Below are 25340 nucleotides of genomic sequence, written 5' to 3' on the forward strand. Positions count from 1 at the left end.
GGATCAGTCGTGGGACTTCTCGATGATCGTGAAGGTGCCGACGCCGTGGGCGATGGCGGCGTCGTCGGAGGCGCGGGTGATGTCGGCCTCGACGAGGACGAGTTTGCCGCCGCGCTTGCGCACCTCGGCGCTGGAGCGGAGCTCGTCGCCCTTCTTCGCGCCTTCGAGGTAGGTGACGGTCATCGACACGGTGACGGTCGACTGGTCCTCCTCGAGCCCGTCGCGGACGGCGTCGCCCATCGTCGCGTCGAGCATCGTCGCGACGACGCCGCCGTGGAGGCCGCCGTTGATGTTGATGAGATCGTCGGTGACGGTGAGCGCGCGGCCCGCGTCGTCGCCGGGGCGGAGTGCCTCGTCGGGGGAAACGCCGGTGATGCCGAGTCGTTCGGGGAAGGTCGTCATGGCTCTCGTCTACCCGCTCGGCGGCGCTCGAATCACGGTGGTGCCGGCGGGGGTCGGTCGTGAGATCGGGGTTGGGAGGTCGCTCTCGGACACGGGTCCTTCCCGCGAGCCGCAGCGCCTAGGACCATCGGGCCATGCGGTGCTTCGTGGCGATCGTTCCCCCCGAGCAGGTGCGTGAGGACCTCGACGAGTTCTGCGCGCCCCGGCGCACGGCCCTGCCCGATCTGCGGTGGACCGACGCGTTCCAGTGGCATCTCACCCTCGCGTTCCTGCCGGACGTGCTCGACGCCGACCTCGACGAGCTCACCGACCGGCTCGCCGACGCCGCGGCGCGTCGCCGCCCCCCCGACGCGCGGCTCGCCGGTGGCGGGGTCTTCCCCGACGCGACCCGCGCGAAGGTGCTGTGGACAGGCGTCGAGGCCACCGCGGACGACCGCGCCGAGCTCGACCGCCTCTCGGTCGGGTGCCGCAACGCGGCCGTCGCGGCGGGCACCACGGTCGAGGGTCGGGGGTTCACCCCACACGTCACCCTCGCCCGGCTCGCCTGCCCCGCCGACGCGAGCGGCCTCCTCGAGGTGTTCGGCACCTACGTCGGGCCGAGCTGGCGGGCGGCGGGCATCGAGCTCGTCGCGTCCTACCTCGGCGAGGGCCCGGGCCGTCGCCCCCGCTACGAGACCCTCGCCGAACTCCCGCTTGGTCGTCGCTGATTCGCGCCCGACGTCGCCGCGCCGCACGCCTCACCGGCCTCCGTGGGTGAGGTGGCTACCCTGGACGGCGGGGTCCGGACGGGCCGGGGGACCACGCAGCCACGAGAAGAGAAGTCGGGGAAAGATGGACCAGTCGAACGAACGTCACACCGTGAGCCGCCGCAGCGTGCTCGGCGCCGCCGCCTTGGGTGGTGTCGCCGCTCTCGCCGCCGCATGTGCGGCCCCCTCGATCCCCGCCGAGCCCCAGAGTGAGGCCGCGAGCGCCCCCGGTGGCCCCTCCGCCACGGGCGGGTCCGCCTCGCCGACGACGTCCTCGGCCGTCGCCGAGGCCTCCCCGAAGGACGTCATCGCCCGCGCCACGGTGCCGGTGCTCTGCTATCACCAGGTGCGTCCGTGGACGTCCTCCGACAGCAGCTACACCAAGACCCAGCTCGTCATCCCGCCGGAGAAGCACCGCGAACACCTCGACGCGATCAAGAACGCGGGATACACGACGATCACGCCCGACCAGTACCACGCGCACCTCACGCAGGGCGTCGAGCTGCCGGCGAAGCCCGTCATCCTCAGCTACGACGACGGCAAGGACAACCAGCCGGAGATCGCGTTCGCCGACCTCACCGCCCGCGGCATGAAGGGCACCTGGTTCATCATGACCGTCGTCGTCGGCAACGACGGATGGACGACGAAGGACCAGATCAGGCAGGTCGCCGACGCCGGCCACGTCATCGGCTGCCACACGTGGGACCACCACGACGTGCGCAAGTACGGCGCGAAGGACTGGGCGACGCAGTTCGAGGAGCCGCGGGCCCTCCTGCAGAAGCTCTCCGGGCAGGACGTCGACACCTTCGCCTACCCCTACGGCGCGTGGAACACCGCCGCGCTCCCGCACCTGCAGAAGGCCGGGTACTCCACGGCGTTCCAGCTCGAGGAGAAGCCGATCGATCCCGACCGGCCGCTCCTCACGCTGCCGCGGGCCCTGGCCGTGTCGACGTGGACGGGTGACGAGGTCGTCGCCAAGGTCGGCGCCATGGCCACGGCCACCCCCAAGGCCTGACCCGGGTCGACCTCCCGCCGATCGGTCCCTCCCGCGCGGGTGCCGTGACCCCCGATCCGACGACCTCATCGACGACGTCATCGGTCCCGGGTGGAGCCGAACGTGGGGTCGGGGTGCGGGCGGGGTCGTAGCGTGAGGGCATGGCCTTCTACGTCGTGACCTACCACTACCGCGCCGACCCCCGCATCGACGAGGTCCGGCCCCGACACCGCGAGTTCCTCGCCACGCTCGTCGAGCGCGGCGTCCTCCGCGCCTCCGGCCCGCTCGTCGGGGTGGAGAAGCCCGCCGCCGTCCTCGTCTGCGAGGCCGAGAGCGCCGAGGCCGTGGAGACCGCCCTCGCCGACGACCCGTTCCGCACCGAGGGCATCCTCGAGCGGTCCGAGATCACCGAGTGGAACCCCGTCATCGGCGTCTTCGCCTCCTGACCCCACCCGCCGGACCCGTCTCGACCCCTCGTCGCGCGCCCGTCCCACCCATACACGACCGCGCCGCCGCCCCCGAGGGGACGGCGGCGCGGTCGTGCGTCGTGAGGGATCGGCTCACTCGGCCCCGGCGGCGGAATCCGTCGCGCGGGTGGCGTCGGCGTCCGTGTAGTCCTTCGGGCCCTCGTGCGGCGCGTGCTGGGTGTCGGCCGCGGCCGGGGTGCCCTCTTCGGTGCCCGGGGTGCCTTCGGCGCCGCCCTCGGGGGTCATCTGCGAGACCTCGGAGACCTGACCGTTGTCCTTGCCCATGGCGGGTCCTTTCGTCGGGCTGATGTGTCGGATCCACTCTGGCACGCCCACGCCCGCTCGGCGCGTCGGGGCGGGCCCGTGGTCGTGCCGGCGGGGAGCGCGGGTGGGGTCGGCGTGAAACACGGTCGGGGCGGCGCCGGTCGGGCCGGTAGCCTGGGAGCGTGCTGACCATGCAAGACGCCCTCCGCAAGCTCTCCGACTACTGGACCTCCCGTGGTTGCCTCACCTGGCAGCCGTTCAACACGGAGGTCGGCGCCGGCACGATGAACGCCGCCACCGTGCTGCGTGTGCTCGGCCCGGAGCCGTGGGACGTCGCCTACGTCGAGCCGTCGGTCCGCCCCGACGACTCCCGCTACGGCGAGAACCCCAACCGCCTGCAGACGCACACGCAGTTCCAGGTGATCCTCAAGCCCGAGCCGGGCGACCCCCAGGAGCTGTACCTCGGCAGCCTCGAGGCCCTCGGCATCGACCTCGACGCGCACGACGTGCGGTTCGTCGAGGACAACTGGCAGCAGCCGGCGATCGGCGCGTGGGGCCTGGGCTGGGAGGTCTGGCTCGACGGCATGGAGATCACGCAGTTCACGTACTTCCAGCAGGTCGGTGGGCAGGATCTCGACCCGATCCCCGTCGAGCTCACGTACGGCATGGAACGCATCCTCATGGCGCAGCAGGGCGTCACCCACTTCAAGGACATCGTCTACGCGATCAAGCCCGACGGCACCCCCATCACGTACGGCGAGACGTTCGGGCAGAACGAGTACGAGATGAGCCGCTACTACCTCGACGACGCCGACGTCGAGGCCAACCAGCGGCTGTACGAGACGTTCGTCGCCGAGGCGACGCGCATGGTCGAGGCGCGCCTGCCCGTCCCGGCGCACCAGTACATCCTCAAGTCGAGCCATGCGTTCAACGTCCTCGACGCCCGCGGCGCGATCTCCACGACGGAGCGTGCGCAGGCGTTCGCGACGATGCGTCGCCTCATGCGTGATACCGCCGCCCTGTGGGTCGAGCGCCGCAAGGAGCTCGGGTTCCCCCTGCTCAAGGACGCCGACGCACAGGAGGCCCCGGCCGCCGAGGCGAGCACCGACGCCGTCACCGAGGCCCCGGAGATCGCCGCCGACGCCGCCCCGCAGACCTTCGCCCTCGAGATCGGCGTCGAGGAGCTCCCGCCGCACGTCCTCCCGCAGACGGTCGAGGCCGTGCGTGAGGCCCTCACCTCCGGACTCGCGGCCACGCGCCTCGAGCACGGCACGATCACCGTCGACGGCACGCCCCGCCGCGTCGTCGCCGTCGTCGAGGGCGTCGCCGCCCGCGAACCCGACGCGACGCAGCTCCGCAAGGGCCCCAAGTGGGCCGCCGCGTTCGACGCCGACGGCAACCTCACCAAGCCGCTCGAGGGCTTCATGCGCGGCCAGGGCGTCACCCGCGACCAGGTCGTCAAGGCCGAGATCGGCGGCAACGAGCACGCGTGCGTCGAGATCGACGTGCCCGGCCGTGACGCCGTCACCGTCCTCGGCGGCATCGTCGAGTCCTGCGTCAAGGGCCTGCGCGCCGAGAAGAACATGCGGTGGAGCGACCCCGCCCTCTCGTTCTCTCGCGCCGTGCGCTGGCTCGTCGCGCTGTGGGGCGACGTCGTCGTCCCCGCGCAGATCTCCGAGGTTCACGCCGGTCGCACGACGTACCTCCAGCGCGTCACCGAGGCCTCCCGCGGCGCCGACGGCCGCTCCGGTCGCCGCGCCGACGGCGCCCCCGTCGGTCACGTCGAGGTCACCTCCGCCGACGAACTCCTCACCGCCATCGAACGCGGTGAGATCGAATGGCGCACCGCCGATCGCCGCGCCGACGTCGTCCGCCAGGCCACGGCGCTCGCCGAGGCCGAGGGCGGCCGCATCGACGTCGACGCGAACGCCGACCTGCTCGACGAGATCACCAACCTCGTCGAACAGCCCCACGGCATCCTCGGCCGTTTCGACGAGCGATACCTCGAGTTGCCCGACCGCATCCTCACCTCGGTCATGGCCAGGCACCAGCGCTACCTGCCCGTCCTCGACGCGCAGGGCGACCTCATGCCGTGCTTCGTCACGATGGCCAACGGCACCTGCGACGACGACGTCGTCCGCGCCGGCAACGAGTCCGTCATCCGGGCCCGCTACGAGGACGCCCTCTTCTTCTGGAACGCCGACCTCCAGGCGGGCACCGTCGACGAGTTCGTCCCCGGCCTCGACACCCTCACGTTCGAGAACCGCCTCGGCTCCGTCGGTCAGCGCGCCCGCCGCATCGCCGCGGTCGCCTCCGCCCTCGGCGACGCCGTCGCCCTCGACGCGCAGGAGCGGGAGACCCTCACCCGTGCCGGGCAGCTCGCGAAGTTCGACCTCGCGACGCAGCTCGTCGTCGAGATGAGCAGCCTCGCCGGGTTCGTCGCCCGCGAGTACGCGCTCCGCAAGGGCGAGCCCGAGGCCGTCGCGCAGGCGCTCTACGAGATGGAGCAGCCGCACACCGCCGTCGACGCCGTGCCCGCCTCGGTGTCAGGCGCGCTCCTCGCGCTCGGCGACCGGTTCGACCTCCTCATGGCGATGTTCGCGCTCGGCGCCAAACCGACCGGATCCTCCGACCCGTACGGTCTCCGCCGGGCGGCTCTCGGCGTCGTCCGCATTCTCCGCGAGGCCCACGCGGGCGGTCCGCTCGCGCCGCTCTCGGGGGTCACGGTCACCGACGGGCTCACCGCCGCCGCCGCGCGACTGCGCGAGCAGGGCATCACCGTGTCCGACGACGCCGTGGCCTCGGCCGCGGAGTTCACGACCGGCCGCCTCGCCCAGCTCCTCCGCGACGAGGGCGTCGGGGCCGACCTCGTCGCCACCGTCCTGCCCGCCGCCGATCGGCCCGGCTCGCTCGCCCAGGCGCTCGCCGACGTCACGACGCTGCGCGAGGGCGACCGGGCGGACGAGCTCGAGGCGCTGGTCGAGGCGCTCGTCCGCATCGAGCGCATCGTGCCCGCCGGCACCGCGGCGACGTACGACGCGGCGCTCCTCACCGAGCCCGCCGAGGTCGAGCTGCGCGAGTCCCTCGAACGCCTCGCCTCGCACGACGACCTGCCCGGGTACCTCGCCGCCGTCGGCGACGCCGGGCTCGTCCCCGCGATCGCCCGGTTCTTCGACGACATCCTCGTCATGGCGAAGGAGGAGGACGTCAAGGCCGCCCGCCTCGGCCTCCTCGCCGCCGTCCGCGCCACCGCGCCGACGGGCATCGACTACCGCGCCCTCGACACGCTGCTCGCCTGAGCCGACCCGCACTCCCGCGCGTCCTCCGGTCGGTCGTGGGGGGATTCTGCCGCGTAGCGCCGTGAGGACGGTCTCGATGCACCTGTCGTTCGTGATGCCGCAGGTCACGGTCCTGCACGCTCCGAGAGGTGGTCGAGACCGTTCCGAGGGCGTCACGTCCGCTCCCGGCGGGCGGAAGCCCCGGGCCGCCTCGGACCCGCAACGCATGTCCGGAGGCGTGGCCCTACCGACGTGAGGTGAGGCATGGCAGCGGACGATGCGCGCGGATCGACGCGCGCATCGAGAGGATCGCCCGGTTCCCGTCCCGCGTGACGTTCCACCTGCGGGCCCAGAAGCTCGAGTACCTGCGGCGGCGGGGCCTCGACGTCATGCCCGAGCATGCGCGGGAGTTCGTCCTCGCGCGCCTCGCCCCGGCCCGACCGCCCGCGGTCGTCGCAGCCGGACCGTGCGCGAGATCCCCGGTGGCGCCGACGTCTTCCACGCCGACGTCTTCCACGACGGCACCCTCGCCCGCGAGTTCGCCCCGCTCCCCCCCCGCTCCCGCGCTGAACGACGGGGCCGAGCCCGCCCCGGCCCCGCGCCGTTCCCGCGCCACCCGCCGCGTCGTCGCACCGCCGGACGCTGCGCCGTCGCAACGCACCGTCGCGCCGCCGCGGGTCGCGCCGGCATGCCGACGGCGGCACGGTCGCCGCGTCGTCGATCGCCCCGCCCTCGCTCCCGTTCTCGCGCGTCGCGCCGGTTCGTCGCGCCGTTCGCGACCCCGTCCCCGTCGTCCCGGGGCGACACCGAATCGCGACGTCCCCGTCCCCGCCCCCGGCGCCGCCCCGATGGTAGGTTCCGCAGGACCCAGCATGGAGCCGGTGGGACGAGAGAGGTTGGCGATGGCCACGACCGACGCACACGACACGCCCGGCGGTGCCTCCGGGCACACGGCGGTGGACCCCGCCACGGGCGTTCCGCGGGAGGAACTCCATCGCGGGCTGCGCCCCCGACACATCAACATGATCGCCATCGGCGGCGCGATCGGCACGGGCCTGTTCGTCGCCTCCGGTGCGACGATCACGAACGCCGGCCCGGGAGGTGCGCTCCTCTCGTACGCCGCCATCGGGTTGATGGTCTTCCTGCTCATGCAGAGCCTCGGCGAGATGGCGACCTACCTGCCCGTCGCGGGCTCGTTCGAGGCCTACGGGTCACGGTTCGTCAGCCCGTCGTTCGGGTTCGCCCTCGGCTGGAACTACTGGTTCAACTGGGCGATCACCGTCGCGGTCGAGCTCGTCGCCGCGGCCCTCGTCATGAAGTTCTGGCTGCCGGACACGCCCGGCTGGGTGTGGTCGGGGCTCTTCCTCGCGATCCTCGTCGCCCTCAACGCGGTCAACGTCCGCGTGTTCGGCGAGGGCGAGTTCCTCTTCGCGTCGATCAAGGTCGTCACCGTCGTCGTGTTCCTCGTCGTCGGCGTCCTCATGATCCTCGGGATCCTCGGCGGCAAGTCGCCCGGGTTCTCCAACTGGACGCTGGGGGAGGCGCCGTTCGTCAACGGGTTCGCCGGCATGCTGTCGGTCTTCATGATCGCCGGGTTCTCGTTCCAGGGCACCGAGCTCGTCGGCGTCGCCGCAGGTGAGGCCGAGAACCCCGAGGAGTCGATCCCGCGCGCGATCCGCAGCGTCTTCGTGCGGATCATGCTCTTCTACATCGGCGCGATCGCGATCATCGGGTTTCTCCTGCCGTACACCGACCCGCGTCTGCTCGGCGCGCGCGAGTCCGAGGACATCTCGATCGCCCCGTTCACCCTCATCTTCCAGAACGCGGGCGTCCTCGGCGCCGCCACCCTCATGAACGCCGTCATCCTCACGGCGATCCTCTCCGCGGGGAACTCCGGCATGTTCGCCTCGACCCGGATGCTCTACGGCCTCGCCGTGCAGGGCAAGGCGCCGAAGCTCTTCACCAAGGTGACGAAGCACGGCATCCCCATGCCCGCCCTGCTCGCGACCGCCGCCATCGGTGCGCTCTGCTTCCTCACGAGCCTCGTCGGGGAGGGCGTCGCCTACACGTGGCTCATCAACGCCTCCGGTCTCGCCGGTTTCATCACGTGGATGGGCATCGCCTGGTGTCACTTCAACTTCCGCCGGGCCTACGTCGCCCAGGGTGGCGACCCGGCCGACCTGCCCTACAAGGCCGCGTTGTTCCCCATCGGTCCGATCGTCGCGCTCGTCATGTGCACGATCGTCGTCATCGGGCAGGGCTCGGAGATGATCCTCCACCCGGAGGGGCAGTTCATCCAACTCCTCGCGACGTACATCGGCCTGCCGCTGTTCTTCGCCCTGTGGATCGGCCACAAGGTCGTCACGAAGTCGACCCGTGTCGACCTCGCCGCCGCGGACCTCCGCCGGCACTGACCCGGATCGACGACCCGGTACGACACGCACCACGACACGACGACGGATCCCGCCCAGGAGACCTCCCGGGCGGGATCCGTCGTCGTTCCGGCGTGCGTCCCCGGGCGGCCGCCGGGGCGTCTCAGTTCTTGACGTGTGCGTCGAGGAACCGGACGAGCTGGGACTGGATGGCCGGGTCGGTGAAGAACTGCGCGTCACCGTGGGCCTTGTCGATGAGGGTGAGCTCGGTCGGGGCGCCGGCCTGCTTCAGCGCGGCGTGGAACCGTTCGGCCTGCGGGTAGGGCGCGGTGCAGTCCTCCCGGCCCGAGAACAGCAGGACTGCGGGCGAGGATGCCGACGCGTACGTCACCGGGCTTGCCGTGCGCGCGGCCGGTTCACCCTCGGGCGAGTCGGGGTCCGCGCCGACGAGGCGACCGTGGGAGGACTCCGCGCCCGGCTTGCCACCGCCGCACACGTTCTTCTGGTCCTCGGTGCGCTGCGTGAGGTCGTAGAGGCCGTAGTAGCCGACGAACGCGTCGACGCGCGCGTCGGTCGAGGAGTCGCCGAGCGTGCCCTGGAGGTCGGGCTCGTCGGGCGTCATCGCGGTCATCGCCGCGAGGTGCGCGCCGGCGGAGTCGCCCATGAGGGCGAACCGCTCCGGGTCGAGGCCGAACTCGGCGGCGTGCGCCCGCAGGTACCGCACCGCGGCGGCGACGTCCTGCATCGGCTGCGGGAACCGCGTGTCGGGCAGCAGGTGGTAGTTGGGTGCCGCGACGGCGTAGCCCTTGTCGAGGAGCAGCTGCTTCGTCTGCACCATCTGGATGTCCTCGCCGCGGCCGATGTCGCTCTTGTCGCCGCCCTTCCAGCCACCGCCGTGGACCCAGATGACGAGCGGGAACGGACCGGCCCCCTGGTTCTTCGGCAGGAACAGGTCGAGCCGGTGCTCGGTGATCCCGTCACCCACCGCGTCGAGATCGAGCCGCTCGGAGACGGCTCCGCCCCCCATCGACGGCCCCTGCGAGGTCACCACACTCGTCGTCGCGCCCGCCCCCGGAGCGTCGTTCCCCTCCTGCGAGGCGGGCTGCCCACCTCCGCAGGCCGCGAGCATCCCGGCCACCCCGACACCCACCAGCGCTGTACGCCACGTCATCCGATTCCCCCTCTGTCCGAGTCGAGCGTCCGACTCCCGTCGCACCACGGTAGGAGATGCGCGGGGACCACGCAGCGTCCCTTGTCGACACGAGGAACGGCCGGACCGCGCCGCCAGGGGGGGGGCACGCGTCACGTGATGCCGTCGGATCCGCATGCGGGCCACCACGGCCCGCCATCGTCCTCGGACGCGCGGGACGGCGCCCCGAATCTCGGAGCGCCGTCCCGTCGTCGTCTCGGGTGGGTGCGTCAGGTGGTGGTGCCGCCCTCGGTGAGGCGTTTGATCGAGGCGAGCACGTCGCGGAGACCCGCCCGCACCGAGTCGGCGTCGGCACGCTCGCTCATGATGCGGACCGTGAGCGACGAGCCGCCCTCGTGGGCGTCGATGTCGAAGCTGCCCCGGTAGCCGTGGCGCCCGCCCACGGACCCCCAGCTGAACGTGCGGCCGGGCGCGTCGACGCGGGTCCAGGCGGTGCCCTCGACCTCGACCCGCGACCCGTCGGCGAGTCGAGGCGCCGCCGTGACCGAGACCGCACCGTCTCCGGCCTCCTCCGCCCGGGACAGCCGCGGCATGTACCGGGGCAGATTGGCGACGTCGGCGAGGTAGTCGAACAACAGCTGCGGGTCGACGGCGATGTCGACGGTCTCCACGTACTCGGTCATGGGGGGCTGTCTACCCCCGCCAGGCCGACCCACGGAAGGGACTTCCGTCACCGGTCGCCCGACCGGGCCGTCGACGGTGATGGGTACCCGCCGTCGACGAGGCCCGACCGAGGTGGTCGCTCGGCCACCGGCCGGTTCGCCGAGAGGCGCCGGGAGGAGGACAATGGGCATGACAACGGTCTCCCGGCTCAGACCAGGGGGACACCGGCCGATGGGCAGGGGAGACCGTGGCCCCCGCGGTGATGCCGCATGCGCGCAGGAGAGGATTCCCATGACTCGTCGCGACGCCCTGTCGCGTGTCGGTGCCCGTCTGTCACGTCCGAAGCGTCCCGCCCGGGATGCGGAGGCGCACGGACGTCCGCCGCAGCACCGGGACCGTCCGCAAGTGGGGGTCTCGACCCGCGCACGCCAGGCCGCCGTCGTCGGGACGGCCTCCCTCATCGCACTCGCCCCGCTCGCCGTCGGAGCCCCGACCTCGACGCCGATACCGCCTCCGCAGACGGGCGTACCGCGCCCCGCCGCCCAGCAGGGTGCCGGGATCGACATCCTCTCGGGCCGCGTCGGGACGGAGACGCCCGCCACCCTGCCGTGGACGGCGCTGCCCCGCCTCATCCAGGCCGCGCCCGCCGCGGTACAGCCGAGCACCCCCTCGACCGCGCCGCTGCCGACGACCGGCATCCCCGCGACCGTCGCCGCCGCGTACCGCCAGGCCGAGGCCGGCGTCGCGCGCACTCAGCCCGGCTGCCACCTCTCCTGGTGGGTCCTCGCCGGCATCGGCTACGTCGAGTCCGGCCACGCCGCCGGCGGCCAGGTCGACGCCGCGGGCCGCGCGACCACCCCCATCTTCGGTCCCCGCCTCGACGGATCCACCCCGCAGACTGCAACCGTCCGCGACACCGACCGCGGCGTCCTCGACGGCGACAGCGTCTACGACCGCGCCGTCGGACCGATGCAGTTCCTCCCATCGACGTGGCGCGGGTTCGGTGCCGACGGCAACGGTGACGGCACCGCCGACCCCCAGAACGTCCACGACGCCGCCCTCAGCGCCGGCCGCTACCTCTGCGCCGGTGGCGGCGACCTCCGCGACGCCTCCGCCCTGCACGCTGCGATCATGCGGTACAACCCGTCAGAGCAGTACGTCGCGAACGTGCTCGCCGCCGGCGGTGCCTACCGCGACGGCGCGACCCCGCCGCCCGTGGCGGTCCCCCCGGCCGACACCGGTGGCACGTCGCCGCTACCCATCCCGCTGCCGCGCCCCGCCGCGCCCCGGGACTCGGGCACGCCCGTGACCCCCACGCCGCGTCGCGCCACGCCGACGCCGTCCGCCACGACGACCCCCACACCCGCGCCGACGACGCCGAAGCCCACGACCGCGCCTCCCACGAGCGCGCCTCCCACGACGACGCCCCCCGCGACGGCGACGCCGAAGCCGTCGGCGACGATGACGCCGAAACCCACGACGCCGACGACGCCGACGACGCCGACGACGCCGACGAAGCCCACGCCGACGACGCCGACGACGACGACGACCACGCCGACGACGCCGAAGCCCACGCCGACGACCTCGTCGTCGCCGCCGTCGACGACGTCCACTCCCAAGCCGACCCCGTCCTCGTCGTCCTCGACGAGCCCGTCGCCCTCCGAAGAGCCGGACGAGGACGAGCTGGGAATGTGCGTCTTCCCCACAGACGGGATCGACCCCGAGGACTTCGACCCCAGGGCACCGCTCGAGGATCCGCGGTGGAATCACGTCATCGGGAAGGACGGCAAGGAACACCCGGTCCCCACGCCGACCTGCACGACGCCGGAGGACTGACCAGGAATCCGCCTCTCCACGAACGACAGACGAAGGCCCCCGCCGCGACGGCGGGGGCCTTCGTCGTCGGTGTGGCCGGTCGGTGTGGCCGGTCGGTGTGGCCGGTCGGTGTGGCCGGTCGGGGCCGTGGTCGTTCGCGACTCCCGGCGGCACCCTGATGGTGGGTGATGTCGCCTGGCGGACGTGCGGTCCGGAATCGGGCGGGGCCCGACGTCACCGCCGTCGGCGCAGCTCCTCGACGACGCGTCCGGTCGCCGCGTGCGCTCCGGGTCCTCGGAGAGCGCCGAGAAGCTTACGGTCGGGCGCCCGGACGGCGGGGCCGATCCTCGGCCCCGCGTCGCCCGATCGAGACGAAATCGCTACTGGGATCGGTGGATCGGGGGTGTGCGGGGCGGATACGGTGTCCCTGTCGGACGACCGTCCCCGAGTGTGGCCGGTCGTGGGGGAACTGCAGGGGAGCGTCATGGGGAGTGCATCGTGAGGCGGCGTCGACTCGACGCCGAAGGGTACGACCTGCCCGACGACACCGACGCGTTCGACGAGTTCGACGATGTGGAGGAGACACACGGGCGGGTGCGCCGTCCGGCGGTGCTCGTCGGTGCCGGATCGGCGCTCGTCGTCACCCTCGCCGCGGGCCTCGTCGCCTGGACCCTCACCCGCCCCACCGATTCCGAGGCGGTGACCCGCGCGGCGGACGCCGAGATCGTCACGAGCCTCGGCAACCGTGTCGTCGGCGGCGGCGATGCCGTCGAGAAGTCCCTCCCGCTCGCGACGTCGGCCCTCGACGGCACGATCGGTGCCCCGCCCGGCCTGGCCGCGGGGGAGCGCGACGTCGTCCCGCCGCGCGTCCTCGAGGCCTACCGTTCCGCCGAGTCACGTCTCGCCGACGACGCACCCCGTTGCCGTCTGCCGTGGTGGCTCCTCGCGGGCGTCGGCAAGGTCCAGTCCGACCACGCCGCCTCCGGGCAGGTCGACGCGGCCGGTGTGACGACGGTGCGCGTCGTCGGGCCGCGCCTCGACGGTTCGATCGTCGGTTCGACGACGGTGCGTGACACCGACCAGGGCGCTCTCGACGGCGACCTCACCTTCGACCGCGGCGTCGGCCCGATGCTCGTCGTGCCGAGCACGTGGGCCGCGATCGGTCGCGACGGCGACGGGGACGGGAACGCGAACGTCGCCGACGTCGACGACGCCGCCCTCTCCGTGGGGACGCTCCTGTGTTCCGCCGGCGCCGACGTCACGACCCCCGAGGGGCTCGCCCGGGCACTCGTCCGCGTCGACGACGGCGCGACGTTCCCCGGCGACGTGCTGCCGTGGGCGGCCCACTACCGCGCGACGGGCGTCACCGCCGGCGTCGGCCAGGCCGCCGTGCCCGGCCCGAGCACGCGACCGAGCGGCGCGCCCGGTTCGGGATCACCGACCCGGCGTGGGGGGAGCAGCCCGACGCACGTCCCCACGAACGGCCCGGGATTCACGACCCAGCCGACCGACGCACCCCCGTCGCGCACGCCCCCGCCCGCCGTGCGTCCGGTGCCCGGCGCAGGGCGTCCCACGCCACGGCCCACGACCGCGAAGCCCGCACCGGGGCGTCCCGTCGCACCCCCGCCCGTCGCGCCGCAGGCACCCCGGCCTCCCAAGGCGCTGAACACCTCGGAGAAGCCCGTCGCGCCACGGCCACCGGTCGCGCCGCCCCCGCCCGTCCCGCAGGACCCCCCGCCTCCGCAGGGGGACACGCCGAAGGTCGACCCGCCGACGCAGCACGTCGACCCGGCGCCTCCGCCGGTCGATACAACGCAGCGTGAGGACCCGCCCGTCACCGAGCAGCGCCTGGAGGAGCCCGGCGGCGACGCCGCGCCCCCCGAGCGTCACGAGGCCGCCGAGGAGGCGGCGGACCGCGCCCGCGGGCCCGGCCGGAGCGAGGAGCGGCGCCAGGACCGTGGGCAGGGTGCGCACGGCCGCGGCCAGGAGAAGAACGGTCGCGACGGCCGCGAGAAGAAGCGCGACGGGGAAAAGGCCAGCGGGGAGAACACCCCCGGCTGACCCCACCCGGTCCTGCCTCCTCCTGCCGATGAGTCGCCCGACGCCCGCCGGATCCCGGTCGTCCTCCGGTCCGGTCGTCCTCCGGTCCGGTCGTCCCCGCTCGTTCGGCGCGCCCCGGCGCCGCTCTCGGCGCCATCCGGTGGCCGTCGATCGTAGGTCTCCCCGCCGGGAGACGCGCGGCGATCCCGACTTTCAGACCGGGCGATGTGCACCGTCGACCGGTGTCGCGTGCGGCGGGGACTGGGAGCATGAAGGCATGCAGTTCGACCGCCCGGCCTCCGAGCCGCCTCGCCCCGTGACGCCGTCCGACCCGCCCGCGACCGGGGGATCCACACCGTCCCCGGATCTTCGGCCCCCGTCGTCCGCGAGCGGCGCCTCCGGTGCGACGCCCGTCGCCTCGGCCGCCCCCGCGGCCTCTGGTGCCCGTCCGACCGGCGGCTCCGGCGCCGCAGGGATCGAGCAGATCGAGCACGCGGCGCCGCAGGGCGAGGTCGGCCCCTGGGGTGTCGCCCCGCAGCCCTCGACGTTCACGCCCCCGTCGCCCACGTGGAAGCCGCTGCGTCTGCCGCTCGTCGGGCACACCTACCCGGAGGTCCTCCGGACGCCGCGGTGGCGGTGGTGGCACGCCCCCGTCGCGTGGCCGCTCGCGTTCCTCCTCGGCGCGATCGCGACGATCCTGCCGATGGTCGTCTACGCGATCGTCGCCGCCCTCCGGGGCGCCGGTGACCCCCTGGGCCGGCTCGACGACGTGACGGATCCGACGACGATGTTCGTCCTCGACGTGTCGTTGGCGCTCCTCCCCGTCGCCGCGTTGCTCGCCGTCGCCGCAGGCCACCGCGTCTCGGCGCGGTTCCTCCACTCCGTCGAGGGTCGGGTGCGGTGGGGCTGGCTGCTCCGCTGCGTCCTCGTCCTCCTGCCGCTCTTCGCCGTCTACATCGTCGGCGCGTGGTTCCTCGACGGGTCGCGCACCGAGCCCCGGCCGGCCGCCTGGCCCTGGCTCCTCGTGCTCACGTTCGTCATGACCCCGCTCCAGGCCGCGGGCGAGGAGTACCTCTTCCGCGGGTTCGTCCTCACGACGATCGGCTCCTACTTCCGGCGTCCCCTCGTCGGCCTCGTCGTCGCGGGCGCCGTCTCGTGCGGCCTGTTCGCCGCGGCACACGGCTCGGCCGACCCGTGGATCATCACCGACCTCGCCGGCATGGCCGCGGGCTGCGTCTACCTCGCGTGGCGCACCGGAGGGCTCGAGGCGGGCATCGCGCTCCACGTCGTCAACAACGTCGTCGTCGGCGTCGTCGGCATTCTCAACGGCACGATCACCGAGAGCTACGTCGACACGACGACGACCGGCACGCCGGGCCAGGCGATCGTCTCCGTCGTCGTCACCGCCCTGTTCGTCGCGGTCCTCGACCGCCAGTACCGCCGCTCGGGCCTCACCCGCACCGTCCCTCCGACGGTGGGCGCCCTCCCCTGACCGCGGCTCACGCCGTCCCCGGGCGCCCACCCGACACCGACACCCGACACCGACACCCGGCCCCGACGAGGCCGGGTGTCGGGTCGTCACGGCGGGGACGACGACCCCGCCGTGCAGGCCCCGGCGCCCCGGCGTGCCATCGTGAAGGGGAGGCCGACGCGACGCACGTGCCCACGACGTGCCGCATCTCGGCGCACCCGACCCGACGGAACAGGAGAGACGATGACGGACGACCACGCCCGCGGCGTCGCCGCAGGTGAACCGCAGGACGTCGAGGGAGCCGAGGCGGTGGTCCACCTCCGCGAGGCCCTCTACGGGGTGCCGGTGTACAAGCCGGGCAAGCCGCCGACGGTCGTGCCCGACGTCGTCCCCTACAAGATGAGCAGCAACGAGAACCCGTTCCCGCCGCTGCCCGGCGTCGTCGAGGCCGTCAGCGAGGCGGCCCGCGCGATGAACCGGTACCCCGACATGGGCGGGGCGGAGCTGCGGACGGCGATCGCCGCCGACCTCGGCGTCTCCCCGGAGGAGATCGTGCCCGGTACGGGCAGCTCCGGGGTGCTCTCGGCGATCGTCGGAGCCTCGTGCGAGGCGGGCGACGAGGTCGTCTACGCATGGCGCAGCTTCGAGGCGTACCCGATCATGGTCGCCCTCTCGGGCGCCCGCTCAGTGCAGGTGCCCGTCACCGAGGACGGCCGGCACGATCTCGCGGCGATGAGCGCGGCGATCACGCCCGACACGCGTCTCGTCCTCGTCTGCAGCCCGAACAACCCGACCGGCCCGGCGGTCGGTGCGGCGGAGCTCGAGGAGTTCCTCTCGACCGTGCCGGAGGGCGTGCTCGTCGTCCTCGACGAGGCCTACCTCGAGTTCGTCCGCGACGAGGCCGCCGTCGACGGTCTCGCCGTCTACCGTGCCCACCCCAACGTCGTCCTGCTCCGCACCTTCAGCAAGGCGTACGGGCTCGCCGGGCTCCGCGTCGGGTACGCCGTCGCGCGGCCGCGCCTCGCGACGGCGCTGCGCTCCTGCGTCATCCCGTTCGCCGTGTCCGACCTCGCCGCCCGTGCGGCGATCGCCTCGCTCGGCGCGAAGAAGGAGCTCTTCGAGCGGGTCGAGCACCTCGTCGAGGAGCGTGGACGGATGCTCGCCGCCCTCCGCGACCTCGGGTACGACGTGCCCGACACCCAGTCGAACTTCCTGTGGCTCCCCCTGGAGGAGCTCGCGGAGGGGTTCGCCGAGGCCGCCGACGCCCGCGGACTGTCGGTGCGGCCTTTCGCCGGGGAGGGCGTGCGCGTCTCCGTCGAGGTGCCCGAGGCGAACGACCGGTTGCTCGAGGTCGCCCGCGACTTCCGCGGCCAGGCCTCCTGAGCCGCACCACGCACATTCACGGCCCACCGTGTCGCAGGCTCCGGCCCGCACGGTGGGCCGTGGCGTGTCCGGAGGAGGGCGGCGGTGCGAGGTCGGACGGGCCCGTCAGCCCACGTCGCGGAGTCCGCTCGTCCCGCCGTCCCCACGGTGGCCACGAGGACGGTCCTCGTCGAGGAGGGTGAGGTCGGCGCCGTGGACGAGAGCACGTCGGTCGGACTCGGCGAGGACGGTCCGCAGCCAACGGGTCGCGCCCGTCGTGCACGCGACGGCGAGACCGGCGAGGATCAGCGCGTCGACCCAGAGCCGCCACCCCCGGACGGAGATCGAGCCGTCGTCGACGAGCGCGAGGGGGACGAGATCACCCTCGGCGACCCCGACGAGACCGGGCCGGTCGATCGGCTGCTCGCGCACGACACCCGCGGGGTCGGCGTACCGCACCGTGCATCCGGGCCCGAGGGGCGCCGACGGGCAGTCGGTCACGATCCCCGTCGCCGACGTGCGTCCTGGAGTCACCCCCGTGACGACCTGCCGTACCGCGAGACCCCACAACGCGAGGGCGAGGAGCGTCGTCACCACGAGGGCGAGGACGGGCAGGAGACGCCGTGGGGAAGGGGAGGCGTCGGCGACGGGCATACCCCTCTCATCGGCGCGGACGCGGAGGAATTCACAGTCCTCGCGAGCACGACCCGGCCGGACGTGATCTGGGTTACCGTCGTTCGGACACGTGCCCGGACGGCCCCGGGCGCCAGGACGGCCCCCACCCCGTGCCGCCCCGGCCGGATCCGTCCCACTCTCCACGAAGGAGTGCCTATGAGCGACAACGGCGTTGCCAGAGCCTTCGATTTCGAGGTCGAAGGCGTCAAACACCACGAGACGACGGTCGGATCCCCCTACTACGACGGTGGTCCCGTCGCGGTGCGGTTCATCGACAAGGACGGGAACCGGATCCGCAACGAGGTCAACCTCCCCTACGACAAGTACGTCGACGCCCTCACCGAGGAGGACGGCCGTCGCCTCTACCGCGACATGGCCCTCGTTCGGCGGCTCGACACCGAGGGCACGGCCCTCCAGCGGCAGGGCGAACTCGGCCTGTGGCCGGGGCTCCTCGGTCAGGAGGCCGCGCAGATCGGCGTCGGCCGGGCGATGAAGCCCCAGGACCACGCGTTCCCCGCCTACCGCGAGCACGGCGTCGCGTGGTGCAAGGACGTCGACCCGCTCTCGATCATGAGCATGTACCGCGGGTGCACCCACGCGGCGTGGGACCCGGAGGAGAAGAAGTTCCACCTCTACACGATCGTCATCGGCAACAACGCCCTCCACGCGGTCGGCTACGCCATGGGCGTCCAGCGCGACGGCGACTACGGCACCGGTGACCCCGAGCGCGACACCGCGGTCGTCACGTTCTTCGGCGACGGTGCCACCGCGCAGGGCGACATCATGGAGAGCTTCGTCTTCGCCGCCGTCAACCAGGCGCCGATCGTCTTCTACTGCCAGAACAACCAGTGGGCGATCTCCGAGCCCAACGTGCGTCAGACCCGCAACCCCCTCTACGAGCGGGCGAGCGGCTTCGGGTTCCCCGGCGTCCGCGTCGACGGCAACGACGTGCTCGCCTGCTACGCCGTCTCCCAGCACGCGCTCGAGCACGCCCGCAGCGGCCAGGGCCCGTTCCTCATCGAGGCGTACACGTACCGCATGGGCGCACACACCACCTCGGACGACCCGACGAAGTACCGCGACTCGGCCGAGGTCGAGCTGTGGCGCGAGCGCGACCCGCTCACCCGTCTCAAGAAGTTCCTCCTCTCCCTCCACGAGACGGAGGAGGCGTTCTTCGAGGAGGTCGACCGCGAGGCCGACGAGCTCGCCGCCGCGATCCGCGCCGGTGTCCAGCAGATGCCCGACCCGCCGAGCAGCATGCTCTGGGACCACACGTACGTCGACCCCCACGGCCCCCTCGCCGAGCAGCGCGCCGAGTTCGAGGAGTACCAGGCCGGCTTCGAGACGCAGGAGTCGTGATGAGCACGAAGATCACCCTGGGCAAGGGCATCAATGCCGGTCTGCGCCGCGCGATGGAGAAGGACCCGAAGGTCCTCGTCATGGGCGAGGACGTCGGCAAGCTCGGCGGCGTGTTCCGCATCACCGAGGGTCTGCAGAAGGACTTCGGCGAGGATCGCGTCATCGACACCCCGCTCGCCGAGTCCGGCATCGCGGGCACGGCCGTCGGTCTCGCGCTGCGCGGGTACCGGCCCGTCGTCGAGATCCAGTTCGATGGGTTCATCTACCCGGCGTTCGACCAGATCACGAGCCAGATCGCCAAGATGCCCGCCCGTTCCCACGGGTCGGTGCGTCTGCCGATCGTCGTCCGCGTACCCTACGGCGGCGGCATCGGTGCGGTCGAGCACCACAGCGAATCGAACGAGTCGTACTTCCTCCACAGCGCCGGCCTGCGGGTCGTCACGTGCAGCAACGCCGAGGACGCCTACTGGATGATCCAGGAGGCCGTCGCCTCCGACGACCCGGTGATGTTCTTCGAGCCCAAGCGTCGCTACCACGAGAAGATGGAGGTCGACCTCGACGCCCCGTCGTCGCCGCGGTCGATGGAGGAGGCCGTCCTCGCCCGCCCGGGCACCGACGTCACCCTCGTCGCGTGGGGCCCGATGATGAAGACCGCCCTGCAGGCCGCCGCCGCGGCCGAGGCGGAGGGCACGTCGATCGAGGTCGTCGAACTGCGCGGCCTCAACCCGCTCGACATCGGTGCGATCACGACGTCCGTCGAGAAGACGGGCCGTCTCGTCGTCGCCCACGAGGCGAGCCGGTTCCTCGGCCTCGGCGCCGAGATCGCCGCCCAGGTCCAGCAGCGCTGCTTCTACCACCTCGAGGCTCCCGTCCAGCGGGTCACCGGCTACGACATCCCGTACCCGCCGAGCAAGCTCGAGCACCTCCACCTGCCCGACCTCGACCGCGTGCTCGACGGCGTCGACCGCGCGCTCGCGTACTGACGAGAGGACGCGCACGCACATGGGCATCAAGACGTTCAACCTCCCCGACCCCGGTGAGGGCCTCACCGAGGCCGAGATCGTGAGCTGGAAGGTCAAGGCCGGCGACGAGGTCGAGGTCAACCAGATCGTCGTCGAGATCGAGACGAGCAAGTCCCTCGTCGAACTGCCGATCCCGTGGGACGGCACCGTCGCCGAACTCCTCGTCGAGGAGGGCACCGAGGTCGAGGTCGGCGCGCCGATCATCCGCGTCGAGGTCGCGGGTGCGGGCGACGAGTCCCCGATCCCCGCCGTCCCGGCCGCACCGCCGGCCGACGCGGGCGGTGGCTGGGGCGGCACGGCCTCCCCGGGATCCACCGGCGAGTCCGCGGCGACCGAGGTCACCGACGTCACCCCCGCGAAGGGCGGCGCCCCGGCTGGCGGCGGCACGGTCCGCACGTTCAACCTCCAGGACCCGGGCGAGGGCCTCACCGAGGCCGAAATCGTGAGCTGGAAGGTCAAGCCCGGCGACGAGGTCGAGGTCAACCAGATCGTCGTCGAGGTGGAGACGAGCAAGTCCCTCGTCGAGCTGCCGATCCCGTGGGCGGGCACCGTCGTCGAGATCCTCGAGGCCGAGGGCACCGAGGTGCCCGTCGGCGCGCCGATCATCACGATCGCCGTCGACGGTCCCGCCGAGACCGGCGCTCCCGCCACCGGTGGTTCGGGTTCGGGCGAGAAGCGCGAACCCAACCTCGTCGGCTACGGCGAGATCGCCACGTCGACGACCCGCCGTCGCCGCCGCAGCGCCCCGGCACCGGCGGCCTCGGCACCGAGCGCGCCCGCCGCTCCGCCCGCTGCTCCGGCCCCCGCTCCTGCGCCTGCCGCCCCCGCCCCGGCACCCGTGGCGTCCGTCCCCGTCTCGACCCCCGGTGGGGTGCCGCTGCGGGAAGGGCGTCCGCTCGCCAAGCCGCCGGTGCGCAAGTTCGCCAAGGACAACGGCGTCGACCTCGCACAGGTCCCCGGCTCGGGACCGAACGGCATCATCACGCGGGCCGACGTCGAGGCGTTCGTCTCCGGCGGATCGGCGCAGGCCACTGCTCCCGCCACGGCGACGGACACGACGGTCGCCGCGGCGGCCCCGGCTCCGGCCCGCTCCGGTGAGCGTGAGACCCGCATCCCCGTCAAGGGCGTCCGCAAGGTCACGGCGCAGGCGATGACCGCGAGCAAGTTCACCGCCCCGCACGTCACCGAGTTCGTCACGGTCGACGTCACGGCGACGATGGAACTCGTCGAGCGGCTCAAGACCGACCGGGAGTTCCGCGACGTCAAGGTGACGCCGCTCCTCGTCGTCGCCAAGGCGCTCCTGCTCGCGTGCAAGCGCAACCCGGGCGTCAACGCGCAGTGGGTCGAGGAGAGCGACGGCTCGGCGACGATCGTGCAGAAGCACTACGTCAACCTCGGCATAGCCGCGGCGACCCCGCGGGGCCTCATGGTCCCGAACATCAAGGACGCCGACGCGATGAGCATGCGCGAACTCGCCGAGGCGATGGGGCAGCTCGTCGACACGGCGCGGGCGGGCAAGACGCAGCCGGCGGACATGTCGGGCGGCACGATCACGATCACGAACGTCGGCGTGTTCGGCGTCGACACCGGCACCCCGATCATCAACCCGGGCGAGTCGGCGATCTTCGTGTTCGGTGCCGTGCGTCGGCAGCCGTGGGTCGTCGGTGAGGGTGCGGACGAGCGCATCGAGCCGCGCTGGGTCACCCAGCTCGGCCTGAGCTTCGACCACCGCCTCATCGACGGTGACCTCGGCAGCCGGTTCCTCGCCGACGTCGCCGCCGTGCTCCACGACCCCGCGAAGGGACTCGTCTGGGGCTGAGCACGCAGCCGAGAGCACAATCGAGAACGCAGCCGGGTGGTCGTCGTCACGACCGCCCGGCTGCGTCGTCGTTCTGCACCCTCGACCGAGCCCGAGCCCGAGCCCGAGACCGAGCCCGAGCCCGAGACCGAGCGCGGGTGTGGGCCGGGGGCCGGGGGCCGTCGCGCGGCACGGGCCGGCGCGGTCTCGGGCGAGGGGCGTGTCAAGGTAGGGCCATGAGTGAATCCACCGGTGTGGTCGTGCCCCTCGTCGACGGGAAGCGAAGCACGTCGGCGCTCGGGCGGGCGGTCGTCGCCGACGCGCTGCGGGGCGTGGACCCGGCGGGCGCCGCGGTCGCGGAGAACGAGTCCGACTGGCGCAAGGGCTACCCGGCGCACTTCCGGCGACTCGTCGAGGTCGGGCTGGGCTCGGCCGACGTGGCGCGGCGCATCGCCGCCGACGGTCTCGACTCGTTCGCGTCCCGGATGCGCTGGCAGGATCCCGAGGCGCCGGAGGCCGCGCTCGCCGATCGTCTCTCCTCGCCCGCGGGCGAGGAGACGCCGCTCACGACGGAGACGGTCGTCGGCATCGGAACACCGGAGACGGAGCTCTCGGTACCGTACCGCGGTGGGCGTCTCGTCGGGGACGACCTCCGGCGTCAGGTCGACCGCTGGGTCGAGCACGGCATCGTCGAACCCGACCTCGCCGACGCGGTCCGCCGCGTCCAGGAACATCCGGAGTGGCTGTCGCTGCCCGGCCGCACGACGCTCGTCCTCGGCGCCGCGGCCGAGATGGGGCCGTTGCGCTCGCTCCTGCGGTGGGGTGCCGACGTTGCCGCCCTCGACCTCCCGCGCCCCGACCTGTGGAAGGGGCTCCTCCCCGACGTGCGCCGCTACGCGGGCACCCTGCACGTGCCGATGCAGCGGACCGACGTGCGTCCCGTCGAGGAGCGCGCGGGCGCCGACCTCCTCCACGACCTGCCGCGGATCGCCGCGTGGGCCGAGGGGCTCGCGTCGGGGAACGGGCTCGTCCTCGGCAACTACGTCTACGCCGACGGCGCCCTCAACCTGCGCCTCTCCGCCGCGACGGACGCGCTCACGGTGCGGCTCCTGCAGCACCGTCCCGACGTCGCCCTCGCCTACCTCGCGACCCCGACGGACGTCTTCGCCGTGCCGCCCTCCGCCGTGACCCACTCGCGGGAGAGGTTCGGTGGGCGCCGCGCGCGCATGTTCACGGCCGGGCTGCGGGCCGCCACCCGCGGGGCGCTCTACCGGCCCGGCTACCCGGCCGGTCTCGACGGGCCGGGGATCACCGACTGCATCGTCCCCCAGCAGGGCCCGAACTACCTGCTCGCCAAGCGGATCCACCGCTGGCGCGCCACCGACGCCCGCGCCGCCGGGGTGCCGGTCGCGTTCGCCGTCGCACCCCCGACGCGCACCCGTTCCGTCGTGAAGAACCGCGCGCTCGCCGCGGCCTACGCGGGCGCCCACCGGTTCGGCGTCGAGGTGTTCGACCCGGCGACGAGCAACACGCTCATGGCCGCGCTGCTCGTCCACGACCTCTACGCCGACCGGCCCGCCACAACCCACCCGTGGGAGGACGAGGCCGCCCACGCCGCCCACGGCGGTCTCTGGCGCACGGCCTACGACCCCCGCAGCGTCCTGCACATCGCCGCCGCCACCGGCGTCGCTGCCCGCCACTGAGGTCAGACGCAGTCGTGTCTCCTGGCGACCAGAAGAGGGGCAGAGTCTCTGGCTCCGTGCGGGACCTCGACCCTCGCGCCACCGCCGTGCGGTGTCACCGTTCAGGGCGAGCATGGCCATCCACGCGAGGGTGTCGTTGGCCAGGTGCACGATCAGCAGCCACGGCCGGTTCTGATCGAACCCCTGCAGGGGCACGTTCCTCGGTCCGGTGTCTTTGGCGATACGAATCCGGTCCTCGCAACGGGCCCGGCGGCGGTGGCGTAACTCCGGGTCGGCCAGCTGCCCACGGGTCGTGTCGGTGACGAACGCCGTCAGGCGGTACCCATCGACGTCCTCGAACCGCAGCTGCGCCCAGGGGAAGGACGCTCACGACGGACGATGACCCGGATGCCCGGCGGGTAGCCCTTCAGCTTCAACGGGCCGGTGATCTCGGCCGGCGCCATCGGCGCGTATCAACACCTTCTTGCCCGGCCGGGCCAGGTCGACCCCCGGCGTCGCGGCCAGCGCGGCCTTGATCACCTGCTCGTGATCGGTCGCGGTGTTCGACCCGGCGTGACCCGGGCGCAGCAGCATCGCCAAGGGCGCCCCGGTGCCGTCCGGACCGTGGTCGACGAAGACACACGACGGGTGGAAACCGAAACCCCTCTTGAACGCATACGGCAATGGCCCACCTGCCGGGGGCGTCGACTTTCACTGCCGAGGTGAACCGGTGAGGTCGTCGGGGGTGTGCGGGGAACCCGAGGTGAGCCGCTGCGGACGTCACCTCCCCCACCCCAGCAACCCCTTCCCCACGTCGAGAAGTCGCCAGCGTCAGGGGCAGTGAAGATCGAAGATCCGATACGGGTGAGCGCCCGCGGTGTCAGGGCGTGATGACGAGACCGTCGAGGACGCGGCGGGCGACCTCGTCGTCGCCATGGACGGAGTAGTGGAGGTCGCTCGTGGCGCGGCGGCCGGCGGCGCGGCGGGTGAAGGCCTCGGTGCTCATCTGGATGCTCGTCGTCTTGCCGATGACGGGGATGGGGCCCGTCTCGTCGACGCCGCCGGTGAACATGAGCGAGCCGTGCGGGGAGCCGTCCTCGCCCTCCTCGACGCGGACGCCGGTACGGGCGACGACGGGCCCGGTGAGCTCGACCATGACGACCCGGCCGGTGGGCACTCCGGCCCGCTTGACGACGATCATCGGCAGGGCGTCCATCACCGTCTGGCAGAACGTCGCCGCGGCGAGGGAGTCGAGGTTGCCGGGACGACCGAGCGCGGCGCGGATGTCCTGCTCGTGGCACCACAGGTCGTTGACGCGCAAGCGGAGCGCCTCGAGGAGAGGCTTGGGACCCATCGGCATGTCGACGGTCACCTCGTCGAGGTCCTCGGGCTCGTTGTCGCGGAGGTCCTTGAGCTGGCCGAGTCGCCGGGCGACGACGGTCTGCAGCTCCTCGACGACCTCACGGCCGGGGCAGGAGCGACGCAGTTCGACGCCGTTCTCGATCGCACGGTTGAGGGTGGTGCCGAGGTGGGGGTAGTCGGGAACGTCGACCTGCGGGTCGGGGCGGCCCATCAGGGCCGCCTCCGCGGAGACGATGTGGGAGATCTGGTCCTTGACCGTCCACCCCGGGCACTCCGTCGGCTTGTCGAAGTCGGGGTCGGAGCAGGGGAAGGCCAGGTCGACGAGCGCCTGGGCGGTCTGGGTGTAGGCGTCGACGAGTCCGGACAGATCTTCGGGAGCGGCCGGGTGCATGGGCATGCCCTCAGCCTAACTAGGCTG

At 72.9% G+C, this 25340-nt stretch carries 19 protein-coding genes and 2 pseudogenes; 14 read left to right on the forward strand and 7 right to left on the reverse strand.

The window, feature by feature from the left end:
• Nucleotides 1-3: 3 nt before the first annotated feature.
• Nucleotides 4-402: a PaaI family thioesterase gene (locus tag MOPEL_RS15120; protein ID WP_009483761.1), complete on the reverse strand. Its 399-nt coding sequence runs from the start codon at nucleotides 400-402 to the stop codon at nucleotides 4-6.
• A gap of 146 nt (nucleotides 403-548) precedes the next feature.
• On the opposite strand from MOPEL_RS15120, the gene thpR reads away from it, so the two are divergent.
• The 3 genes from thpR to MOPEL_RS15135 all read left to right on the forward strand — a co-directional run bounded on the left by thpR (nucleotide 549) and on the right by MOPEL_RS15135 (nucleotide 2588).
• Complete coding sequence (gene thpR, locus MOPEL_RS15125; RefSeq protein ID WP_245544802.1) at nucleotides 549-1109, forward strand: RNA 2',3'-cyclic phosphodiesterase; 561 nt, start codon at nucleotides 549-551, stop codon at nucleotides 1107-1109.
• Between the two features lie 124 nt (nucleotides 1110-1233).
• Complete coding sequence (locus MOPEL_RS15130) at nucleotides 1234-2163, forward strand: polysaccharide deacetylase family protein (RefSeq protein ID WP_009483763.1); 930 nt, start codon at nucleotides 1234-1236, stop codon at nucleotides 2161-2163.
• Between the two features lie 140 nt (nucleotides 2164-2303).
• Nucleotides 2304-2588, forward strand: a complete 285-nt coding sequence (locus MOPEL_RS15135; protein ID WP_009483764.1) for a YciI family protein — start codon at nucleotides 2304-2306, stop codon at nucleotides 2586-2588.
• A 114-nt stretch (nucleotides 2589-2702) separates the two neighbouring features.
• Here the strand turns inward: MOPEL_RS15135 and MOPEL_RS15140 are convergent, their stop codons facing one another.
• Nucleotides 2703-2894 carry a hypothetical protein gene (locus MOPEL_RS15140; protein WP_009483765.1) on the reverse strand — a complete coding sequence of 64 codons (192 nt, stop codon included), beginning with the start codon at nucleotides 2892-2894 and terminating at the stop codon, nucleotides 2703-2705.
• Between the two features lie 170 nt (nucleotides 2895-3064).
• Between MOPEL_RS15140 and MOPEL_RS15145 the strand changes: the two genes are divergently transcribed.
• The 3 genes and pseudogenes from MOPEL_RS15145 (at nucleotide 3065) to MOPEL_RS15155 (ending at nucleotide 8565) form a co-directional block, all read left to right on the forward strand.
• Nucleotides 3065-6172, forward strand: a complete 3108-nt coding sequence (locus tag MOPEL_RS15145) for a glycine--tRNA ligase (protein WP_009483766.1) — start codon at nucleotides 3065-3067, stop codon at nucleotides 6170-6172.
• A gap of 236 nt (nucleotides 6173-6408) precedes the next feature.
• Nucleotides 6409-6624, forward strand: a pseudogene (locus MOPEL_RS19065) (DUF4186 family protein); the annotation flags it as partial.
• 429 nt (nucleotides 6625-7053) lie between these two features.
• Nucleotides 7054-8565: an amino acid permease gene (locus tag MOPEL_RS15155; RefSeq protein WP_009483767.1), complete on the forward strand. Its 1512-nt coding sequence runs from the start codon at nucleotides 7054-7056 to the stop codon at nucleotides 8563-8565.
• A 121-nt stretch (nucleotides 8566-8686) separates the two neighbouring features.
• Here MOPEL_RS15155 and MOPEL_RS15160 read toward each other — a convergent pair whose 3' ends face one another.
• Nucleotides 8687-9694 (reverse strand): alpha/beta hydrolase, encoded by a 1008-nt coding sequence (locus MOPEL_RS15160; RefSeq protein ID WP_245544803.1) that lies wholly within the window; start codon nucleotides 9692-9694, stop codon nucleotides 8687-8689.
• Between the two features lie 248 nt (nucleotides 9695-9942).
• Nucleotides 9943-10356, reverse strand: coding sequence for an SRPBCC family protein (locus MOPEL_RS15165; RefSeq protein ID WP_009760583.1), 414 nt, complete (start codon nucleotides 10354-10356; stop codon nucleotides 9943-9945).
• A 385-nt stretch (nucleotides 10357-10741) separates the two neighbouring features.
• Here MOPEL_RS15165 and MOPEL_RS16905 point away from each other — a divergent pair, with 385 nt between their 5' ends.
• The 4 genes from MOPEL_RS16905 (at nucleotide 10742) to hisC (ending at nucleotide 17045) form a co-directional block, all read left to right on the forward strand.
• Nucleotides 10742-12172 carry a lytic murein transglycosylase gene (locus MOPEL_RS16905; protein ID WP_245544804.1) on the forward strand — a complete coding sequence of 477 codons (1431 nt, stop codon included), beginning with the start codon at nucleotides 10742-10744 and terminating at the stop codon, nucleotides 12170-12172.
• Between the two features lie 477 nt (nucleotides 12173-12649).
• Nucleotides 12650-14212 carry a hypothetical protein gene (locus tag MOPEL_RS16280; RefSeq protein ID WP_009760585.1) on the forward strand — a complete coding sequence of 521 codons (1563 nt, stop codon included), beginning with the start codon at nucleotides 12650-12652 and terminating at the stop codon, nucleotides 14210-14212.
• Nucleotides 14213-14468: 256 nt separating this feature from the next.
• Nucleotides 14469-15683, forward strand: coding sequence for a CPBP family intramembrane glutamic endopeptidase (locus tag MOPEL_RS15180; protein ID WP_009760586.1), 1215 nt, complete (start codon nucleotides 14469-14471; stop codon nucleotides 15681-15683).
• Between the two features lie 222 nt (nucleotides 15684-15905).
• Nucleotides 15906-17045 carry a histidinol-phosphate transaminase gene (gene hisC, locus MOPEL_RS15185; RefSeq protein ID WP_009760587.1) on the forward strand — a complete coding sequence of 380 codons (1140 nt, stop codon included), beginning with the start codon at nucleotides 15906-15908 and terminating at the stop codon, nucleotides 17043-17045.
• A gap of 105 nt (nucleotides 17046-17150) precedes the next feature.
• Here hisC and MOPEL_RS15190 read toward each other — a convergent pair whose 3' ends face one another.
• Nucleotides 17151-17678, reverse strand: coding sequence for a hypothetical protein (locus tag MOPEL_RS15190; protein ID WP_009760588.1), 528 nt, complete (start codon nucleotides 17676-17678; stop codon nucleotides 17151-17153).
• Between the two features lie 177 nt (nucleotides 17679-17855).
• Between MOPEL_RS15190 and MOPEL_RS15195 the strand changes: the two genes are divergently transcribed.
• The 4 genes from MOPEL_RS15195 to MOPEL_RS15210 all read left to right on the forward strand — a co-directional run bounded on the left by MOPEL_RS15195 (nucleotide 17856) and on the right by MOPEL_RS15210 (nucleotide 23581).
• Nucleotides 17856-19058: a thiamine pyrophosphate-dependent dehydrogenase E1 component subunit alpha gene (locus tag MOPEL_RS15195; protein ID WP_009760589.1), complete on the forward strand. Its 1203-nt coding sequence runs from the start codon at nucleotides 17856-17858 to the stop codon at nucleotides 19056-19058.
• Nucleotides 19058-20041 carry an alpha-ketoacid dehydrogenase subunit beta gene (locus tag MOPEL_RS15200; protein WP_009760590.1) on the forward strand — a complete coding sequence of 328 codons (984 nt, stop codon included), beginning with the start codon at nucleotides 19058-19060 and terminating at the stop codon, nucleotides 20039-20041. The genes MOPEL_RS15195 and MOPEL_RS15200 overlap by 1 nt, the downstream gene beginning before the upstream one ends.
• A 19-nt stretch (nucleotides 20042-20060) precedes the next feature.
• Entirely contained in the window at nucleotides 20061-21899 is a 1839-nt protein-coding gene (locus MOPEL_RS15205) for a dihydrolipoyl dehydrogenase family protein (RefSeq protein ID WP_009760591.1), read from the forward strand.
• A 215-nt stretch (nucleotides 21900-22114) separates the two neighbouring features.
• Complete coding sequence (locus MOPEL_RS15210) at nucleotides 22115-23581, forward strand: hypothetical protein (RefSeq protein ID WP_009760593.1); 1467 nt, start codon at nucleotides 22115-22117, stop codon at nucleotides 23579-23581.
• Nucleotides 23582-23647: 66 nt separating this feature from the next.
• Here the strand turns inward: MOPEL_RS15210 and MOPEL_RS16910 are convergent.
• Nucleotides 23648-24232, reverse strand: a pseudogene (locus MOPEL_RS16910) (transposase); the annotation flags it as partial.
• A gap of 208 nt (nucleotides 24233-24440) precedes the next feature.
• Entirely contained in the window at nucleotides 24441-25319 is an 879-nt protein-coding gene (locus MOPEL_RS15215) for a maleylpyruvate isomerase N-terminal domain-containing protein (protein WP_009760595.1), read from the reverse strand.
• Nucleotides 25320-25340 lie beyond the last annotated feature (21 nt).

It is taken from the genome of Mobilicoccus pelagius NBRC 104925 (assembly GCF_000247995.1).
In the GTDB taxonomy this organism is placed as follows: domain Bacteria; phylum Actinomycetota; class Actinomycetes; order Actinomycetales; family Dermatophilaceae; genus Mobilicoccus; species Mobilicoccus pelagius.

What these genes read in the sequence shown, in the direction of transcription:
- MOPEL_RS15120 (WP_009483761.1), bottom strand. Translation starts at nt 402, where the DNA reads ATGACGACCTTCCCCGAACGACTCGGCATCACCGGCGTTTCCCCCGAC.
- MOPEL_RS15130 (WP_009483763.1), top strand. Translation starts at nt 1,234, where the DNA reads ATGGACCAGTCGAACGAACGTCACACCGTGAGCCGCCGCAGCGTGCTC.
- MOPEL_RS15135 (WP_009483764.1), top strand. Translation starts at nt 2,304, where the DNA reads ATGGCCTTCTACGTCGTGACCTACCACTACCGCGCCGACCCCCGCATC.
- MOPEL_RS15140 (WP_009483765.1), bottom strand. Translation starts at nt 2,894, where the DNA reads ATGGGCAAGGACAACGGTCAGGTCTCCGAGGTCTCGCAGATGACCCCC.
- MOPEL_RS15145 (WP_009483766.1), top strand. Translation starts at nt 3,065, where the DNA reads ATGCAAGACGCCCTCCGCAAGCTCTCCGACTACTGGACCTCCCGTGGT.
- MOPEL_RS15155 (WP_009483767.1), top strand. Translation starts at nt 7,054, where the DNA reads ATGGCCACGACCGACGCACACGACACGCCCGGCGGTGCCTCCGGGCAC.
- MOPEL_RS15160 (WP_245544803.1), bottom strand. Translation starts at nt 9,694, where the DNA reads ATGACGTGGCGTACAGCGCTGGTGGGTGTCGGGGTGGCCGGGATGCTC.
- MOPEL_RS15165 (WP_009760583.1), bottom strand. Translation starts at nt 10,356, where the DNA reads ATGACCGAGTACGTGGAGACCGTCGACATCGCCGTCGACCCGCAGCTG.
- MOPEL_RS15180 (WP_009760586.1), top strand. Translation starts at nt 14,469, where the DNA reads ATGCAGTTCGACCGCCCGGCCTCCGAGCCGCCTCGCCCCGTGACGCCG.
- hisC (WP_009760587.1), top strand. Translation starts at nt 15,906, where the DNA reads ATGACGGACGACCACGCCCGCGGCGTCGCCGCAGGTGAACCGCAGGAC.
- MOPEL_RS15190 (WP_009760588.1), bottom strand. Translation starts at nt 17,678, where the DNA reads ATGCCCGTCGCCGACGCCTCCCCTTCCCCACGGCGTCTCCTGCCCGTC.
- MOPEL_RS15195 (WP_009760589.1), top strand. Translation starts at nt 17,856, where the DNA reads ATGAGCGACAACGGCGTTGCCAGAGCCTTCGATTTCGAGGTCGAAGGC.
- MOPEL_RS15200 (WP_009760590.1), top strand. Translation starts at nt 19,058, where the DNA reads ATGAGCACGAAGATCACCCTGGGCAAGGGCATCAATGCCGGTCTGCGC.
- MOPEL_RS15205 (WP_009760591.1), top strand. Translation starts at nt 20,061, where the DNA reads ATGGGCATCAAGACGTTCAACCTCCCCGACCCCGGTGAGGGCCTCACC.
- MOPEL_RS15210 (WP_009760593.1), top strand. Translation starts at nt 22,115, where the DNA reads ATGAGTGAATCCACCGGTGTGGTCGTGCCCCTCGTCGACGGGAAGCGA.
- MOPEL_RS15215 (WP_009760595.1), bottom strand. Translation starts at nt 25,319, where the DNA reads ATGCCCATGCACCCGGCCGCTCCCGAAGATCTGTCCGGACTCGTCGAC.